Annotated in this window: 18 protein-coding genes, 4 tRNA genes and 2 other RNA genes; 17 read left to right on the forward strand and 7 right to left on the reverse strand. The window is 38.9% G+C overall.

Annotated elements, in window-relative coordinates:
• The first annotated feature begins 16 nt into the window (after positions 1-16).
• The 13 genes from tolA (at position 17) to CKY02_RS14285 (ending at position 6,251) form a co-directional block, all read left to right on the forward strand.
• On the forward strand, positions 17-1,087 hold the full coding sequence (tolA, locus tag CKY02_RS14225; RefSeq protein ID WP_046395041.1) for a cell envelope integrity protein TolA: 1,071 nt from the start codon (positions 17-19) through the stop codon (positions 1,085-1,087).
• A gap of 42 nt (positions 1,088-1,129) precedes the next feature.
• Positions 1,130-1,330, forward strand: coding sequence for a hypothetical protein (locus CKY02_RS23935; protein ID WP_146747448.1), 201 nt, complete (start codon positions 1,130-1,132; stop codon positions 1,328-1,330).
• Positions 1,331-1,344: 14 nt separating this feature from the next.
• Complete coding sequence (gene tolB, locus CKY02_RS14230) at positions 1,345-2,637, forward strand: Tol-Pal system beta propeller repeat protein TolB (protein ID WP_112895782.1); 1,293 nt, start codon at positions 1,345-1,347, stop codon at positions 2,635-2,637.
• A gap of 42 nt (positions 2,638-2,679) precedes the next feature.
• Complete coding sequence (pal, locus tag CKY02_RS14235; protein WP_112895783.1) at positions 2,680-3,180, forward strand: peptidoglycan-associated lipoprotein Pal; 501 nt, start codon at positions 2,680-2,682, stop codon at positions 3,178-3,180.
• A gap of 9 nt (positions 3,181-3,189) precedes the next feature.
• Positions 3,190-3,957 carry a cell division protein CpoB gene (cpoB, locus tag CKY02_RS14240; protein ID WP_112895784.1) on the forward strand — a complete coding sequence of 256 codons (768 nt, stop codon included), beginning with the start codon at positions 3,190-3,192 and terminating at the stop codon, positions 3,955-3,957.
• A 148-nt stretch (positions 3,958-4,105) separates the two neighbouring features.
• Positions 4,106-4,181: transfer RNA gene (locus CKY02_RS14245), tRNA-Lys, on the forward strand.
• Positions 4,182-4,215: 34 nt separating this feature from the next.
• Positions 4,216-4,291 (forward strand) — tRNA-Lys (locus tag CKY02_RS14250).
• A gap of 45 nt (positions 4,292-4,336) precedes the next feature.
• A non-coding RNA gene (locus CKY02_RS14255) (RtT sRNA) lies at positions 4,337-4,466 on the forward strand.
• Between the two features lie 45 nt (positions 4,467-4,511).
• Positions 4,512-4,641: non-coding RNA, RtT sRNA (locus tag CKY02_RS14260), on the forward strand.
• Positions 4,642-4,675: 34 nt separating this feature from the next.
• Positions 4,676-4,815: transfer RNA gene (locus CKY02_RS24715), tRNA-Lys, on the forward strand.
• 34 nt (positions 4,816-4,849) lie between these two features.
• Positions 4,850-4,990 (forward strand) — tRNA-Lys (locus tag CKY02_RS24720).
• Between the two features lie 163 nt (positions 4,991-5,153).
• Positions 5,154-6,113, forward strand: coding sequence for a tail fiber protein (locus CKY02_RS14280; RefSeq protein ID WP_112895813.1), 960 nt, complete (start codon positions 5,154-5,156; stop codon positions 6,111-6,113).
• Positions 6,114-6,161: 48 nt separating this feature from the next.
• Positions 6,162-6,251, forward strand: a complete 90-nt coding sequence (locus CKY02_RS14285; RefSeq protein WP_112895785.1) for a tail fiber assembly protein — start codon at positions 6,162-6,164, stop codon at positions 6,249-6,251.
• Positions 6,252-6,303: 52 nt separating this feature from the next.
• On the opposite strand, the gene CKY02_RS14290 is transcribed toward CKY02_RS14285, so the two are convergent.
• Both CKY02_RS14290 and CKY02_RS14295 read right to left on the reverse strand, forming a co-directional pair.
• Positions 6,304-6,711, reverse strand: a complete 408-nt coding sequence (locus tag CKY02_RS14290; protein WP_036812864.1) for a type II toxin-antitoxin system HicB family antitoxin — start codon at positions 6,709-6,711, stop codon at positions 6,304-6,306.
• A gap of 63 nt (positions 6,712-6,774) precedes the next feature.
• A complete protein-coding gene (locus CKY02_RS14295; protein WP_112895786.1) occupies positions 6,775-6,963 on the reverse strand; it encodes a type II toxin-antitoxin system HicA family toxin in 189 nt (62 codons plus the stop codon).
• Positions 6,964-7,670: 707 nt separating this feature from the next.
• On the opposite strand from CKY02_RS14295, the gene CKY02_RS14300 reads away from it, so the two are divergent.
• Complete coding sequence (locus CKY02_RS14300; protein ID WP_112895787.1) at positions 7,671-8,573, forward strand: tail fiber protein; 903 nt, start codon at positions 7,671-7,673, stop codon at positions 8,571-8,573.
• Positions 8,574-8,968: 395 nt separating this feature from the next.
• Complete coding sequence (locus tag CKY02_RS14305) at positions 8,969-9,967, forward strand: tail fiber protein (RefSeq protein WP_112895788.1); 999 nt, start codon at positions 8,969-8,971, stop codon at positions 9,965-9,967.
• Positions 9,968-9,969: 2 nt separating this feature from the next.
• Here the strand turns inward: CKY02_RS14305 and CKY02_RS14310 are convergent, their stop codons facing one another.
• The 5 genes from CKY02_RS14310 to CKY02_RS26735 all read right to left on the reverse strand — a co-directional run bounded on the left by CKY02_RS14310 (position 9,970) and on the right by CKY02_RS26735 (position 13,411).
• Positions 9,970-10,215, reverse strand: coding sequence for a hypothetical protein (locus CKY02_RS14310; RefSeq protein ID WP_112895789.1), 246 nt, complete (start codon positions 10,213-10,215; stop codon positions 9,970-9,972).
• Between the two features lie 9 nt (positions 10,216-10,224).
• Positions 10,225-11,001 (reverse strand): ABC-2 family transporter protein, encoded by a 777-nt coding sequence (locus tag CKY02_RS14315; protein WP_238399235.1) that lies wholly within the window; start codon positions 10,999-11,001, stop codon positions 10,225-10,227.
• On the reverse strand, positions 10,988-11,740 hold the full coding sequence (locus tag CKY02_RS14320; RefSeq protein WP_112895791.1) for an ABC-2 family transporter protein: 753 nt from the start codon (positions 11,738-11,740) through the stop codon (positions 10,988-10,990). The genes CKY02_RS14315 and CKY02_RS14320 overlap by 14 nt, the downstream gene beginning before the upstream one ends.
• Entirely contained in the window at positions 11,730-12,494 is a 765-nt protein-coding gene (locus CKY02_RS14325; protein WP_112895792.1) for an ATP-binding cassette domain-containing protein, read from the reverse strand. The genes CKY02_RS14320 and CKY02_RS14325 overlap by 11 nt, the downstream gene beginning before the upstream one ends.
• A 755-nt stretch (positions 12,495-13,249) precedes the next feature.
• Positions 13,250-13,411, reverse strand: a complete 162-nt coding sequence (locus tag CKY02_RS26735; RefSeq protein WP_112895793.1) for a hypothetical protein — start codon at positions 13,409-13,411, stop codon at positions 13,250-13,252.
• Positions 13,412-13,547: 136 nt separating this feature from the next.
• Here CKY02_RS26735 and nadA point away from each other — a divergent pair, with 136 nt between their 5' ends.
• Positions 13,548-14,588 (forward strand): quinolinate synthase NadA, encoded by a 1,041-nt coding sequence (gene nadA, locus CKY02_RS14340; protein ID WP_112895794.1) that lies wholly within the window; start codon positions 13,548-13,550, stop codon positions 14,586-14,588.
• A 54-nt stretch (positions 14,589-14,642) separates the two neighbouring features.
• Positions 14,643-15,368 (forward strand): nicotinamide riboside transporter PnuC, encoded by a 726-nt coding sequence (pnuC, locus tag CKY02_RS14345; RefSeq protein ID WP_112895795.1) that lies wholly within the window; start codon positions 14,643-14,645, stop codon positions 15,366-15,368.
• The last annotated feature ends 15 nt before the right edge of the window (positions 15,369-15,383 follow it).

Raw genomic sequence — 15,383 nt, forward strand, 5'->3', positions numbered from 1 at the left:
ATCTTGGATATCGAGCGTGGGAAAGACAAACGGGCAAAACAATAAATTAAATCGCGCTGTTATCGTTTCGGTTGTGTTGCATATTATTTTGATTGGGTTACTTATTTGGGGTTCCCTGACACGAAAAACTGAAATGGGTGGCGGTGGTCAGGATGGTTCTGTTATTGATGCTGTGATGGTCGATCCGAATGCGGTAGTACAACAGTACAACCAACAGCAACAACAACAGGCTGATGCTAAACGTGCAGAGCAGTTACGAAAGAAGAAAGCCGAACAGCAGGCTGCTGAATTAAGGGAAAAACAGGCCGAAGAGCAGGAGCGTTTAAAGGCGGTAGAAGAAGAACGAATTAAGGCGCAACAGGCAGCGGAAGAACAGAAAAAGCAGGCTGTAGAAGCTGCAAACAAAGCCCGTGAAGAGCAAAAACAGGCAGAAGAAGCGGCGGCAAAGGCTAAGGCTGAAAAAGAAAAACTGATTAAAGAGCAGGCTGAGGCGCAGAAGAAAGCCGAAGCTGAAGCTAAGAAAGAGGCTGAAGCCGCTGCTGCTAAACAAAAAGCCGCGGAAGAAGCGAAAGCCAAAGCAGACGCTGAGGCTAAAGCAAAAGCCAAGGCTGAAGCGGATGCTAAAGCCAAAGCTGAGGCGGATGCAAAGGCTAAAGCTAAGGCCGAAGCTGACGCTAAGAAGAAAGCTGCGGCGCAAGCCGCTAAACAGGAAAGTGAAGTTGATGACTTACTGGGTGGCTTAACTTCCAATGCACCGAAACAGCAGGGAGGGGCTTCTGCCGCCGGTAAAGGTGGCGGTAAGAAAAGTGGAGCTTCAAATGCTGACATTAATAACTATTTGGGGCAGATCCAGATAGCGATACAGAATAAGTTTTACGATCCAAGCATGTATCGTGGACGTACCTGTACATTACGGATTAAACTTGCTCCTGATGGATTGTTAATTGATGTAAGGTCAGAGGGGGGAGACCCGGCGTTGTGCCAGGCAGCGGTAGCGGCGGCTAAACAAGCGAAAATTCCTAAACCGCCAAGTAAGGAGGTTTACGAAGTGTTTAAAAACGCGCCGCTTGATTTCAACCCTCAATAAAGTTGTTATTTAAAAGTTATTAATAATAAACAGAACCATTCAATGTTATTAAGCTATACCCAATGGATTTCAAGATGGATCGCGACGGCAAGGGAGCGAATCCCCGGGAGCATAGATAACTATGTGACCGGGGTGAGCGAGTGCGGCCAACAAAGAGGCAACTTGAAAGATAACGGGTATATCTGGTTTTGTTTGTTGACGTTTGTTAATATTCTGCGAATTATTGCGACTATTCCATCGTGATAAGGGAGAGATTAATGAGGCAGGCTTTTAAAGTAGTACTAGGTATTTTAATGTTGTGGGCCACGGTTGCTTACGCGGAAGTTCGTATCGAGATCACTCAAGGTGTCGATTCTGCGCGTCCTATTGGTGTCGTGCCATTTAAATGGACTGGAGCGGGTAATGCACCGGAAGAGATAGGGGTGATCGTTGGGGCCGATCTTCGCAACAGCGGTAAATTTAACCCTATTGATATCAGCCGTATGCCACAGCAACCAACGACGGCATCTGAGGTAACACCTGCTGCGTGGTCGGCGTTGGGGATTGACGCTGTTGTTGTTGGGCAGATCCAACCAAGTGCGGATGGTGGTTTTTTAATCTCTTATCAATTGGTTGATACTGCGAGCGCTCCGGGTACAGTACTTGCTCAGGATCAATTTAAAGTGACCAAACAATGGTTGCGTTATGCTGCGCATACAGCCAGTGATCAAGTATTTGAAAAACTGACGGGCATCAAAGGCGCATTCCGTACTCGTCTGGCTTACATTGTAAAGACTAACGGCGGTAAATATCCGTATGAACTGCGTGTATCTGATTACGATGGTTACAACCAGTTCACTGTTCACCGTTCGCCAGAACCGTTGATGTCGCCGGCATGGTCTCCTGATGGCGCCAAACTGGCTTATGTGACATTTGAAAGTGGTCGTTCTGCCTTGGTTATCCAGACCTTGGCGAGTGGTGAGGTACGTCAGGTTGCCTCCTTCCCGCGTCATAACGGCGCGCCTGCATTTTCCCCTGATGGCAGTAAATTGGCATTTGCTCTATCTAAATCGGGTAGTTTGAATCTTTACGTGATGGATTTGGGTTCAGCTCAGATTCGTCAGGTTACAGATGGCCGCAGTAACAATACTGAGCCAAGTTGGATGCCGGATAACCAGACTTTGGTTTACACCTCTGATCAGGGTGGTCGTCCACAGTTATATAAAACCGATATTAATGGCGGTGCTCCGCAACGCCTCACTTGGGAAGGCACACAAAACCAGGATGCTGATGTAAGCGCGGATGGTAGTTTTGTGGTGATGGTCAGCTCAGAGAGTGGTAAGCAGCACATAGCTAAACAAGATCTGGCAACGGGAGCCGTTCAAATTTTGACGGATACGTTCCTGGATGAAACGCCGAGTATCGCACCTAACGGCACTATGGTGATTTATAGCTCCAGCCAAGGGTTGGGGACTGTATTGCAGCTAGTTTCGACTGACGGGCGTTTCAAAGCGCGTCTTCCGGCAACCGATGGACAGGTAAAATTCCCTGCCTGGTCGCCGTATCTGTGATGCATAATAATATGTATGGCAAATTTTAAAAGGATCAAAGAGATGCAACTGAACAAAGTGCTAAAAGGGCTGATGTTAGCTTTACCAGTTATGGCCGTAGCAGCGTGTAGTTCTAACAAGAATGCTGATAACGATCAGACTGGTGTCGGCACTGTTAACGAAACTAATGCGGGTCTGTCAGCAGAGGAATTAGCTCGTCAGCAAATGCAAGAGCTACAAAACAACAACATCGTATATTTCGGTTTTGACAAATACGACATTGGCTCAGATTTTACTCAGCTGTTAGACGCTCACGCGGCATTCCTGCGCAGCAACCCATCTTACAAAGTTGTTGTAGAAGGTCATGCTGACGAACGTGGTACTCCTGAGTACAACATCGCATTAGGTGAGCGCCGTGCTAATGCAGTGAAAATGTACCTGCAAGGCAAAGGTGTTTCCGGTGAGCAAATCTCTATCGTCTCTTACGGTAAAGAGAAACCTGCTGTACTGGGTCACGACGAATCAGCTTATGCTAAGAACCGTCGCGCAGTACTGGCATACTAAGAGTAGTTCATGAACAGTAACTTCAGACATCATTTTTTGGGTCTGTCGTTACTGGTTGGCGTAGCGGTTCCTTGGGCCGCTATTGCCCAAGCGCCAATCAGTAATGTCGGCTCGGGTTCCACCGATGAGCGCCTTACCCAATTAGAGCGTATTTCCAACGCTCACGGTCAGCTATTAACGCAACTCCAGCAACAACTTGCTGATTCTCAACGTGACATTGACATGCTTCGAGGGCAGATTCAGGAGAATCAGTATCAGCTCAATCAAATTATAGAGCGGCAGAAGGACATTTATCAGCAACTGGAAGGGGCTACTAGTTCTGAGGGGAGCAAACCTGCTGCAAATACAGCTTCTTCAACGGCAAGTAATAGTGGCAATCAGGCATCATCATCTGTCGGCACGGGCAGTGAAAAAGGTGATTATGACGCTGCTGTTCATTTGGCGGTGAATACCAAAGAGTATGATAAAGCGATTGTCGCCTTTCAAAGTTTCGTGAAGAGTTATCCAAAGTCGAGTTATATGCCTAATGCCAATTACTGGTTAGGGCAGATTAATTACAACAAGGGTAAAAAAGACGAAGCCGCGTATTACTTTGCTACGGTAGTCAAAGAGTATCCGAAGTCGCAGAAGAGTGGCGAATCGCTTTATAAAGTTGGTTTAATCATGCAGGACAAGGGTCAGAAGGATAAAGCGAGATCGGTTTATCAACAGGTCATGAAGCAATACCCTGGTTCGAGCGCGGCTAAACTGGCGGAGAAAAAGCTTTCCACACTATAATTATTGGCCCCGGAAGGGTGTAGTCATTACATTTTCGGGGTTGATTGAGTGCTTAATAAGCATTTAAACGTAATTTAAAAAAATAATCATTGCGTAGCGCGGAAAAATCAGTAATATATGCCGCCGTTGCCGAGAGAAGTCACAAGATGGGTCGTTAGCTCAGTCGGTAGAGCAGTTGACTTTTAATCAATTGGTCACAGGTTCGAATCCTGTACGACCCACCATCTTAAAGCTTCATTCAAAACCAATTCCCTAGATGGGTCGTTAGCTCAGTCGGTAGAGCAGTTGACTTTTAATCAATTGGTCGCAGGTTCGAATCCTGCACGACCCACCATCTTGAAACTTCATTCGAAAACAAATCCCTCAGATAAGTCGTTAGCTCAGTCGGTAGAACAGTTGGCTTTTAATCAATAGGTCGCAGGTTCGAGCCGAGCGAAGCGAGACAACAGCGCGTAAGCGCTGGCCCGAAGGGCGAGGCCACAGGCCGAGTCATCCTGCACGACCCTCCATCTTGAAACTTCATTCAAAAACAAATCTCTCAGATAAGTCGTTAGCTCAGTCGGTAGAACAGTTGGCTTTTAATCAATAGGTCGCAGGTTCGAGCCGAGCGAAGCGAGACAACAGCGCGAGAGCGCTGGCCCGAAGGGCGAGGCCACAGGCCGAGTCATCCTGCACGACCCACCATCTTAAAGCTTCATTCAAAACCAATTCCCTAGATGGGTCGTTAGCTCAGTCGGTAGAGCAGTTGACTTTTAATCAATGGGTCGCAGGTTCGAGCCGAGCGAAGCGAGACAACAGCGCGTAAGCGCTGGCCCGAAGGGTGAGGCCACAGGCCGAGTCATCCTGCACGACCCACCATCTTAAAGCTTCATTCAAAACCAATTCCCTAGATGAGTCGTTAGCTCAGTCGGTAGAACAGTTGACTTTTAAATCAATGGGTCGCAGGTTCGAGCCGAGCGAAGCGAGACAACAGCGCGTAAGCGCTGACCCGAAGGGCGAGGCCACAGGCCGAGTCATCCTGCACGACCCACCATCTTAAAGCTTCACTTAAAACCAATTCCCCTAGATAAGTCGTTAGCTCAGTCGGTAGAACAGTTGACTTTTAATCAATGGGTCGCAGGTTCGAGCCGAGCGAAGCGAGACAACAGCGCGTAATCGCAAAATTTTCAATAAATTCCTTAAAAGAATACGAACTTATTTACTTGCAGGGTAATTATGTTGCACTTACTATTCGAAACTATCATGCGAATATAATTAGTCAAGAAATATATGAAGAAAGTAAGGGTTTACTGACTGGATTTCCACCTAATACTATTTCAATCGATTTATTAAATAAAGTTCTTCGCCAGTCATCAATTATATCATCTGTGGTAGCTGATTTTATCGCTACACAATCTAGCGATGATATTCTGGATGATGGTGATATAATTAAACTCACAGCCCAATTAAACAGAGCATTAGAGCAAAAAATCACAGCAGAAGTTCCAAATGCTTCATTAACACAGAAAGGTATTGTTCAGCTTACAGATGTAGCAGGCAATAGTGATACATTGGTTGTCACTCAAAAGCTAGCCCAGGAAATAATAGATTCATTGCGTGAAAATATTAATGACAGAGTGCCCAATAGCCGAAAGGTGAATGGAAAAGCATTGTCTGCTGACATTAGTCTAGAGGCTGGGGATATAGGTGCATATACCAAGGCAGAAGTTAATAATCTAATCAATGCAGTTAATAATATTCCTGTGGGAGTTCCTATTCCTTGGCCTACAGCTATACCACCAGATGGGTGGCTGCAATGTAACGGAGCAGAGTTCGATAAAACAGCTTACCCACAATTAGCGGCAGCGTATCCTACAGGAAAATTACCTGACCTGCGCGGAGAATTTATTCGTGGTTGGGATGATAGCCGAGGTGTTGATAGTGGTCGTATTATTTTAAGCACACAGACTGACAACACAAAAAGAATACAACTTTCTCAAGGGAATGAGAGAAGAAAATGTCTTTCTAATTATCAAGGACCTGTAGATGGATACCAATACCCGCTCGGTAGGGATGTTACAGGCGACGCAACTGTTACATCAATTGCTAACAATACAGGCGGTCACGAAACCCGTCCCCGCAATATTGCATTTAATTACATAGTGAGAGCAGCATAATAGCCGAATAAAAATACTCTTTGAAAGCCAAAAATATAAGAAGCCGTTTTGCTTGAATGGAAAAAATATCGGATATTACTGAGCAGAACAGATATTTTACAAGCTTACGATATTGAATGGCAGGATAAACTGAGGTAATAACAAAGCCGGTTAGCCCGGCTTTATTTTTTTATTCTGAAAACTAAATCTGTCACTGGTGAGCTATTTCTTTTCTGGCTAACTCAGCTAGAAAAGCAGAGCGGTTTTTGTAGTGTCCGTTTTTTTCAATGTAGCGATCTATGGCAGTTAATAGATTGCCAGGCATAGTTAAATTGAACTTTATGGCTTTTGACTCATATTTCGCTGGATCTAACTCGATGAGGGCAATAACCCCTCCATCTTCAGACAAGCGAGGATCACCGATGTAATCAGAAGAGTTTTTAGGGGCGGGGACATAGCCGCCGTGTTCGATTAAAACTTCCATGTGCTGCGCGAACGCTTTTTCAGCATCCCGAATAGCATCTTCTAAGGTATTGCCAGCAAAGAAACAGCTTTCAACATCGGGGAAGTAACCGTCAAACCCATCTTCTGTTTTAAATATAAAGAGTGGATAAATCATAGTATTACCTCTTAATTTGATCATGAGCTTTGCATAGAAAGGGCGGCATAACTGTGCCCGTTATCATAGTAATTTCAGCCCTGAAATATTTTGTGCCTGCCGGATAACACCTTTTGATGAGTCTTTTCTTGGGTGCGGTATTGTGATTATTTTTACAACACCGGGTTTAGTTAGAGTGATGTGACTACCGTCTTGTCTGGCCTTAACCCATCCGTCAGCTATTAGGAGTTTTATTAGCTCTGCACTACCCATAAATCCTCCGTTTGGTTAATGTATGAGTATAATACCTATACATTAATTCTATTATCAATATATTTGTGGGTGTTATGCCTACTTTTTATGGGTGTGAAACATGATCAATGTAACAATCAGAGGCCGAAAAGGTGATAACGGACATCCAATTACACTAATTGAAGCTTCAAATATCATTGATAATTGGTTATCAGAAATATATAAAAAGGAGGAAAGGTGTGGTTAGTAAATAACATCGGTTAGTCCGGCTTTATCTTTTTAGATTTTGAGGTGTACTGGCTAGGGAAACCAGTTAGGATTACGATAGGCTAAGACCCTCACATAAAGTCATCAGAGTAATTCACAAAAGAGGCACTCAGAATTAGATGCTTGTTGTCATTTCGAAAAATTCAACCTTTCGGTCCAATACCCCGTTTCCGTAGTTTCTTACGCTAATTACTTGCGAAACTTTTCTATGAGATGACAGGAATAAGAGAAAAATAATTTTCAGATATTAAATATAAATTGGTGGGATATTTTCGACTCCAAAATATTGAACTATTTATTACTGCTAATGATACAAAAACGGTTAACCTTATAAGTAATAAGAACACAGTATTATATTTTTCCTGAACTAGACTTTTATTAGCCTGAATTATAGGGGGTTATTTTTACAATAATTTAAGGTGTTGATTATAAAATAACATGATTTAATTTAAGGAAAGTATATGAGTCAAAAGAATGATTTTAAGGCTTTTTCTATTAGTAATAATGCAAATGTCATTAGTCAAGAAAAATATGAACAAAGCCAGGGGTTGCAGACAGGATTTTCTCCGGATAATGTTCCCACACACTTGTTAAATAAGGTATTACGTCAAGCATCAACCATATCATCTGTCGTCGCTGATTTTATCGCGACACAATCTGGCAATGATATTCTTGATGATGGAAATGTAGCCAAACTCACCGCTCAATTAAATAAAGCGATAGAACAAAAAATTACAACAGACATCCCTAGTGCTTCATTAACACAAAAAGGAGTTGTTCAGCTGACAAATGTGATTGGCAATAGTGATACATTGGCAGTGACGCAAAAGTTTGTTAAGGAAGAAATAAATTCATTACGTGAGTATACTTATACTCGTGAAGAGATAGATAACCGGATTAAAGCTGCCAGTGAAATTCCTGCTGGTTCTCCTATTCCGTGGCCGTTGCCTTATCCACCTGTTGGCTATCTCACTTGTAATGGTGCATTTTTCAATAAATTACAGCATCCGAAGTTGGCGGAAGCTTATCCTGACGGTAGATTACCTGATTTAAGAGGCGAATTTATCCGGGGATGGGATGATGGCCGTGGTGTTGATCCCGGTCGCATGTGCGGTACGTGGCAAACAGATACAATGCAGAAATTAGGTGGGGCACTTGAAGGCGGTAATAACATCGGCATGATGACGCGACCGCATGACAGCACGAGCGGCGTGTTTTCGGAAGGACCGGCTCGTACAATCGTTTATCAGCAAGTTGCAGGTACCGGGTATGTAATCTATTTTGATAATTCAAATGTTGCGAGAACAGCACATGAAAATAGACCCCGTAACATTGCATTTAACTACGTTGTAAGGGCTGCATGATTATAGTGGCCGAAGCAGCTTGAAGTAAGAATAAAGCCGGTTAGTCTGGCTTTATTTTTTTATTCTGAAAATAGAGAAAAGGATAATGTGTCGTATTTATGCTATGAAATTGTAGAATAGTATCAATATCCTTAGATACTTGTGTCTAGATGCCAGAAGATTCAGTCTGGAATTTAAAATAGAAAAAGTCACAGGACGATATAGAAAGAATAAGAGAAAAATAATTTCCAGATGTTAAATATAAATTTGAGGAGTATATTTTCGAGTTAAAAATGTTGAACTACATTCTTTTTCTGAACTAGACTTTAATTGGATTAAATTGCAGGAGGATTATTTTTACAATAATCCAATATATTGATTATAAAATAACATGATTTAATTTAAGGAGAAAGTACATGAGTCATAAGAATGATTTTAAAGCTTTTTCTATTAGTGATAATGCAAATGTAGTTAGTCAAGAAGGATATGAAGAAAGTAAGGATTTGCTGACAGGTTTTGCACCACATGATGTTCCCACTCATATGTTAAATAAAGTATTACGTCAATCATCAACAATATCATCAGTCATTGCTGATTTTATCGCGACACAATCTGGTGATGATGTTCTGGATGATGGTGATATAGCCAAACTTACCGCTCAACTAAATAAAGCGTTAGAACAAAAACTTACAACAGAAATTCCCGGTGCTTCATTAATACAAAAAGGTGTTGTTCAACTGACTGATGAGGTCGGTGACAGTGATACATTGGCAGTGACGCAAAAATTGGCTCAAGAAATAGTAAAATCACTGTATGAAAATATTAATAGCAGAGTGCCTAATAGCCGAAAAGTGAATGGTAAGGTGTTGACTGAGGATATCAATTTAAATGCAACGGATGTGGGAGCATATTCGAGAGAGGAAATAGATAGGCAAAATAAAGAAGCTAATAATGTTCCTGTTGGTGTTCCAATTCCTTGGCCATTGCCTTATCCACCTATTGGCTATCTCACTTGTAATGGTGCATTTTTCAATAAATTACAGTACCCAAAGTTAGCAGAAGCTTATCCTGATGGCAGATTACCTGATTTAAGAGGAGAATTTATCCGCGGATGGGATGATAATCGAGGTGTTGATGGTGGTCGTGGGCTTTTGTCTTGGCAGGGAGATGCAATCAGAAATATTACGGGGACAACTCAAATGATACATGCCCAAATGGGCGGTGCTCCTCAGACGCCTGTTGTGAGTGGGGTCATGGCATCGTCGCGATATGCTACGGCAGAAACACGTTCAGCAAATGGCGGCGCTAGTTCTGATCTTACCTATTTTGATATTGATGCATCAAGACAAGTCCCAACCGCTAACGAAAATAGACCTCGTAACGTGGCATTTAACTACATTGTAAGGGCAGCGTAATTTTAGTGGATGGTACAGCTTAAAGTAAGAATAAAGCCGGCTAGTCTGGCTTTATTTTTTTTATATCCAGATGACCTTAATTCAGAAATACAAAAAGTGCTACCATTTCCAGCGAATATTGACACTAGCAATGCTGGTTTATGCACTAATTCGTTATCACTACATAATAAAATTAAATCAAGTAAATCACCGACTTTACCTGAATTAGAGTGCGATCTATGGCTTCCTGAAATAATTCCCAATTTCATTACGTTTCCTCACGTGATATATTTTGAATACCTTTTAACACCAATATCAAAAACCAATTTCGCTATAAAAATTAAAATCAATGTGACCAGAGTTTGAATAAAAAACCATTTCATACTCATTATTCCACTTGCTACTGAAGCGGGAACACCAGTTATAAATAGACACGGAAGTATGAACATTAAAATAAAACGAACTGCACCATGAAAAGATTGTTCAGGTCTCACCAATACTTTAAAACAAGGATTTGAGTTTTTAATACTAACTAGTGAAGCTGTCCAAAATATTGTTGTTCTTATGATCCATGTAATTGAAGTAAGTATTAAGACTCCTTCTAATGCCATTATAAAATGTAGAAAAACCAACAAAATATTAGTACCAAGGTAAATATGTACAGTAAAAAATAATACTAAAGATAGGAATGACAACAAAAAATGCTCAAATGCAATATTTGTAGTAACATATAGAAATTGAGTATTTATAGGTAACGCCAAATGAGGTTCTAATTTTAATGATTTGACTTTTTTAACCAGCAAGAGGCTTCCTTTTCCAAATAAGAAGAGATAAAAATTATCGACTAAACATATCGTAGTAAAAAATATAATAATAAAATCATCAGATAAAATATAACCTGAAGATTGTGAATTTAAAATAGCATACCAAAAGAAAGCTTGTGCTATATAGTAACTAAAATTAACAAAAGCGGATAACCAAAAATTTAATGGGCTTTTTTTTGCTTCTGACAATCCACTTTTAAAACCAATAAATATAATTTTAAGCATTGCCATTATACCCTTGATTGTATTTTAACATATAATTCCAGATAAAATTAAAAATCATCATTAAGAGCATCATGATTAAAAATCCATTAAATATAAAATAAATAGATGTTGAATTTGTCGCAATTTTAACTGGAATATAGGTGATATATTGAAATGGAATATAGTTAAATATTGATTTTAAAGAATCACTAAATACATCTAATGGTATTAACGCACCTGAAAGGACCCATGACAAAGTATCCTTAATAATTATAAAAGAATACGAGCCTCTAAATTTGAATGCCATACATGACAATATCATTGTTAAGTACAAGTTGATAAACAATCCTATGCATAAAGAAATAAATAGATATATAAAATTAGGAATGTCATTTTGGTATATAATTATGAATAAAATTAATGGTGACATTATAAATAATCTAGCTAATATCTGTCCCAAAGCATATTCTGAATAATATAATAGTATTGATTTTGGCATTATAATTAGTTTATCTATACTACCATCTTCAATATGGAACGATAAATTTTCTGGAAATCCGGTAATACTTGTCAATTGAAATATAATAACAGACCATAATATATAAACTATTATTTCATCATGCGTATAGTTAACAAAACCATTTGATTTTGTCATGGTATCCCAAAAAGATAGTTCAACCGCATATAATGTTATAATTATAAATAAGTAACCAAATATTATATTCTTCGCCCTAATGGTTTCAATGAAAGAAAATTTAATTATCACAGAAAAGGCCCTCTAGATATAGCGCATTCTTTTCTTTCGAATTATTTTTATTTAGATTTATTTTTGATATTTTACCATCCTTTAAGAAGATAATATCCTTGCAAACATCCGCAATATCTATCATATTATGTGATGTAATTAGTATTTTACTTTCATTATTTTGAGCATAATCTTTTAAGATATTTCGTAATAGAATTTGTGACTCTATATCTAATCCGATTGTTGGTTCATCCAATATCAGTAATTTTGGCCTATTAAGAAAGTGTATTAATAAGTTAGATTTCACAGATTGACCTAAAGAACACGTTTTTGCAGGTTTTTTTGCTATACTTCTAAGGTTCAACATTTCTATCATATTATCGACACTATTCTTATCATAATTACGTTTATATATCTTAGAAAAAAGCTCAATATTTTCATAGAGAGATAACTCCTCCCAAAGCATTGATTTATTGCCAAAAACGATACCAAGATTAGATAAAAGATTAAGAGGTCTTCCACTTGAATTAATGCCAAAAACGGTAATATTTCCAGAATTTGGAGTTAAAATACCGGAAATCAGTTTTATTAAAGTTGTTTTTCCAGCGCCATTTTTCCCTAGTAATCCTATAATCTTGCTATCGTCAAATATTTCAATATTTATATTTTCAAATAAAACTACTTCGATCTCATTTAATGAAAATATATTTTTAAAAATATTGTTTTTAATTTCTCTACTTTTATAACTAAAGCATAAATCAGTGATTTTTATCATTTTAATTCACTATTTTTGTAAGTAATATGTAATTGTTATGCATGATATATTCTTTTACTTTACTATTTATACTATAAACAATAAATTTCTCTTTATCTATATTCATTATTCTTTTCGCATAATATTGATCTCAAAATAACTTACTTAATACTTCACCAATTGCTAAATGCCAACTTAAAATATAGCGACTGTAAATTAATTTATATTAAATTTAATATTTGTTGTCAAATTAGAAAACATGTTTGTTAACAAAAATGCTGAACCACATCACAGAGCGGACTCCTTATTAGACGATATACTTACTCTTTTATGTAAAAAGTTAAAACCACCGGCTTTAACTGATGGTTTTATGATGGATGGGTTTTAAGCGATTGTTAAAAGTCATAGTTTTAACTCCAGGATTTAATCGGTATAAGGTTTTAACAGTTGTTTTACCACTTTTTACGTCTGCTTTTTATTAATTTTAATCATTATAGTATATCGTATTTTATGTTTAAAAACATTGATCATACCCGCTTTTTATCTTTACTGACGCTGTTTTACTGGCAATCCTAAGTAGTTTTCATCAGTCGCTATCCTTTCAACTCACTGTTAATGGTTAATGGTTAATGGTTAATGGACTTCGACTGAATTTAATTAACTATCTTTCTAGAAAGCGCATTTATTATTAATTTGAATTCGCTGTTAAAAAGATGATAAACCGGTAAAATGATTCTCATGCCGAGAGTTTTCTTACTGTTTAATTAAAAAATAATTTAATAAATGGCTTTAATAAAACAGCATTTACAAATATAACAATGTTTTCTGTTTTCTGTTTTCTGTTTTCTGTTTTCTGTTTTCTGTTTTCTGTTTTCTGTTTTCTGTTTTCTGTTTTCTGTTTTCTGTTTTCTGTTTTCTGTTTTCTGTTTAGCCATCATAGACAAAATATTCTGTGATAAAGTGCTATAAATCGATCATTTTGTTTAGTATATTAAACAAATCTAGGCGAATTTTCGGACTGAAAACCAAAATTTTCGCTTTTTAAAACTATATACTAAACAGAGAGTCAAAGTAATGAACCAGTATATTGATTTTAATTCAACCATTTATCCATTCCCTCCCAAACCTGCTTTTCTCAGTAAGGATGAAAAAAAACATTGCCGTGAAAAAATTAAACGCCTTCTGAAACAGCAGGATGCTGTTATGGTTGCACATTATTACATCGATCCTGAGATCCAAGCTTTAGCTGAAGAGACAGGAGGGTGTGTTGCAGATTCATTGGAAATGGCACGTTTTGGCAATAATCATCCGGCCTCTACTTTATTAGTTGCCGGTGTGCGATTTATGGGTGAAACCGCCAAAATTCTCAACCCTGAAAAGCGTGTTTTAATGCCAACGTTGGAAGCTGAGTGTTCCCTAGATCTTGGTTGCCCTGAAAAAGAGTTCACCCAGTTTTGTGATAACAATCCTGATCGTACCGTAGTGGTTTATGCAAATACATCAGCAGCCGTTAAAGCACGAGCGGATTGGGTTGTGACTTCAAGTATTGCTGTTGAACTGATCGATTATTTGGATAGTCAGGGAAAGAAGATAATTTGGGCACCCGATCGCCACTTGGGGAATTATGTCCGTAAACAAACAGGAGCCGATATTCTTTGTTGGCAGGGGGCTTGTATTGTTCATGATGAATTTAAAACTCAGGCCTTGCTAAGGATGAAAGGTCTGCATCCCGATGCTGCGGTATTGGTTCATCCTGAATCACCGCACGCTGTTATTGATCTGGCTGATGCTGTTGGTTCGACCAGCCAATTAATCAAAGCAGCGCAATCTTTACCGCATCAGAAACTGATTGTGGCAACAGATAAAGGCATTTTTTATAAAATGCAGCAAGCGTGTCCTGAGAAGCAGTTATTTGCAGCACCTACGGCTGGAGAAGGCGCGAGTTGCCGTAGCTGTGCTCATTGTCCATGGATGGCAATGAATGGTTTACAAGCCATCGTTCAGGGGTTGGAACAGGGAGGGGTTCAGCATGAGATATTGGTTGAAAAAGAATTACGGGAAAAGGCACTTATTCCTTTAAATAGGATGCTTGATTTTGCAACTCAGTTAAAATAGAAAATTGAATAATGAGAGTAATATTTTATTGTAGATAATAATAGGATATAACAGATGGATTTTTTCAGTATTAACAACATATTAGTAAATATACCTCTGGGAAAAGGAGGGTATGATTTATCGTGGATTGAAGCGGTAGGTACGATTGCTGGCTTGTTATGTATTTGGTTTGCCAGTCAGGAGAAGATAATTAACTATTTGTTTGGGCTAATTAATGTCACATTATTTGCGGTGATTTTCTTCCAAATTCAACTTTATGCCAGTTTATTGCTGCAATTGTTCTTCTTTGCGGCAAATATTTATGGTTGGTATGCTTGGAGCAGGGTTAATGATCAGCAGCAGATTGAACTTAAAATACGTTGGTTAAGTTTGAATAAGGCGGTAATAATTAGTCTAATTTCTGTGCTATTGATTGCCATTATGACTTTTAATATTGATCGAGTCTTTGGCTATCTGACTCAGATTGCCGTTACGATTATGCAAAAATTTGGCTTTAATGTTCAGATGCCGATATTGGAGCCCGATGCATTCCCATTCTGGGATTCGACAATGACGGTGCTATCTATTGTGGCAATGATTCTGATGACTCGTAAGTATGTTGAAAACTGGCTGATATGGATGGTTATCAATGTGATAAGCGTTGTTATCTATTTCCATCAAGGCGTGCTGGCAATGTCGTTGCAGTATGTGATTCTCTTGGGCATTGCATTTAATGGCTTCCGTTTGTGGGTTCAGGCAGCCAAGGAAAACCATTCTTTGCCATTATCTCATGTGAAATAGTTTGCTAACTATGCC

Source organism: Photorhabdus bodei (assembly GCF_003287735.1).
GTDB classification, from domain to species: Bacteria; Pseudomonadota; Gammaproteobacteria; order Enterobacterales; family Enterobacteriaceae; genus Photorhabdus; species Photorhabdus kayaii.